The following is a 2,024-nucleotide window of genomic DNA, read 5'->3' as shown; positions in this document are numbered from 1 at the left end:
AGCGCGATATCTAGCTGTTCATGATCTAACCAAGTCAACCAATCTTCAGACAAGGTTTCAAGCTGCTGCTTGAGTTTCGGCATCGCATCTTGGTATTCCTTTAGGTAGCCTTCCATCTCATCAACGTGCAAGCACTTTTCTAACTCTTGCTTTCTTGAAGAACCTGCTGCCGCTTGGCGTTGTTCCATTTCTTGATCACTGCGCTTACGGGCAGAGAGTGCGGCAGCGTAATGACCCGTCGGTTGATATTGTGAGACTTTCGACGCGGCCTGTGTCATCTCGTTGTCGATAATGTGCTTGGTTAACTTTGCCATCTGGAGAGGATGTTGCGATGTGCTCAAACTCGACATGGTGAGCTCGTAAGCAATAGAGAACTCACGGCACAGATCGGTTGCAATACCAATCGCATCAACCAGACAGACCGCGTAGTTATTTTTAGGCGTTTGTGCTTCGTATGGTACGCGTATCCCATTGATATCAGAGACCGGCTCTAAAGTGTGTAAGGGACAGGCGTCATTAAAACGTTATTAGGCCAACTTGTCTAATCTCAGTCATGATGGATTATTCCCTTCGCCCATTTGTGACAACTCGAAGGCCGCTCGATTGAGTGGCAGTGCGGATAAATTGTCGTGCAAAACGTCTAATGCCAATTGCATCGTTTACCTGTCCACTCATGGACTTGTTCCGGCCATTTGTGTCTCAGGGGGTTACACCAAAGTGCAAAATCTGCGGGTCGAAAAAGAAATATAATTGGCATAACTAAGATAAAGCGAATTAATGCGCTAAAGTTGCTGTATCCTTTTTCTTTCGCTAGCTCTGTGTTTACCCCCGCAATCCGCGGCTCCTTACTGATCTCATACCACAGCGGTTGTTCATCAGCCATATAACGACGAACGTACTCCCAATAGCCATACATAGGCGCATGACTGCCCATGTTGTGCAGCAAACTGAGATATTGATGGCGTTGACCAGTTAAATCGGCATTGACCGCGTGTTGAGGGTTGAGCCAGAGCATTAACTCATAGCCATCTTTTAACCGCCCGTAGCCCATATGGGTTTTAGCCACAATGACGGATATTTCACACTCTTGCCACGGAATACGATAGAGTACTTTATCGTGCCAAACGTAAACCTCTTGGTTTTGTTTATGAAAGCGTACCGGCATGGCGATGGGCTTGAAAAGTCCTACCGCTATAGTGACTCCGATCAATGCCAAATAAATTAAGTCAATAACATAGGTATCCGACCATGCCAGTCCATCAATAAATCCCCAACCTTTTAACCCGATCCATATCAGGGTAAAAAGAAACACCAGCCCCATAAACTCGCCTCTACCATGGACAGACTGAACTCGCATATCAATAAACCCTTCATGGCCTCCCGCAGAAAAGCCGTCAAAAAACTCCCCCATATCTTCAGCGTCTTTTTTTCGGTGAACGATGGGGATTTTTTTATTGCCCGGGTTTAATGGCTCTTGCTGAATTAAATGACCATTAGGGTAATGTTCCACGCCGTGTTGGGTAATATGGAAGTTGGGGGTAATACCAAAGTCCTCTGGCCCAACCCAATGGTTGGGGCCAACTTGTCTAATCTCACTCATGATGGGTTCTTCCTCCGCGAACAGCTCAACTGCCGCTCGACTGCCGCTCGATTGAGTGGCAGTGCGGATAAACTGTCGTGAAAAACGTCTAATGCCAATTGCATCGTTTTCCTGTCCATTCATGGACCTGTTCTGGCCATTTGTCTTTCAGAGGATTACACCAGAGTGAAAAAAGAGCGGGTCTGAGCAGAAAACCAAGTGGTAACGTAAGAATAAAGGTAACAATTGCAAACAGCCGACTCCGACCTTCTTCTTCAGCGAGTTCAAAGTTAACACCTATCTGTCTTGGCTTTTTACTGATCTCATACCATAACGGTTGTTCATCAGCCATATAACGACGAACGTACTCCCAATAGCCATACATAGGGGCATGACTGCCCATGTTGTGCAGCAAACTGAGATATTGATGGCGTTGACCAGTTAA

Annotated in this window: 2 protein-coding genes and 1 pseudogene; all 3 read right to left on the bottom strand. The window is 46.2% G+C overall.

The features are described 5' to 3' along the window. On the bottom strand, positions 1 to 350 hold a 350-nt coding region (locus ACQEXR_RS20005), incomplete at its 3' end, for a hypothetical protein (protein WP_427021018.1). A 290-nt stretch (positions 351 to 640) separates the two neighbouring features. Next, complete coding sequence (locus ACQEXR_RS20000) at positions 641 to 1,600, bottom strand: hypothetical protein (protein WP_427021017.1); 960 nt, start codon at positions 1,598 to 1,600, stop codon at positions 641 to 643. A gap of 88 nt (positions 1,601 to 1,688) precedes the next feature. Further along, positions 1,689 to 2,024 (bottom strand): annotated as a pseudogene (locus tag ACQEXR_RS19995) (hypothetical protein); the annotation flags it as partial.

The organism is Vibrio sp. TRT 2004 (assembly GCF_050113735.1).
Classification (GTDB): Bacteria; Pseudomonadota; Gammaproteobacteria; order Enterobacterales; family Vibrionaceae; genus Vibrio.
The sequence above is the reverse complement of the archived record's forward strand: the minus strand, read 5'-3'. Positions and strand labels throughout refer to the sequence as shown.

Bases quoted from the DNA above. Each gene is read 5' to 3' on its own strand.
- ACQEXR_RS20000 (WP_427021017.1), bottom strand. From the start codon at position 1,600: ATGAGTGAGATTAGACAAGTTGGCCCCAACCATTGGGTTGGGCCAGAG.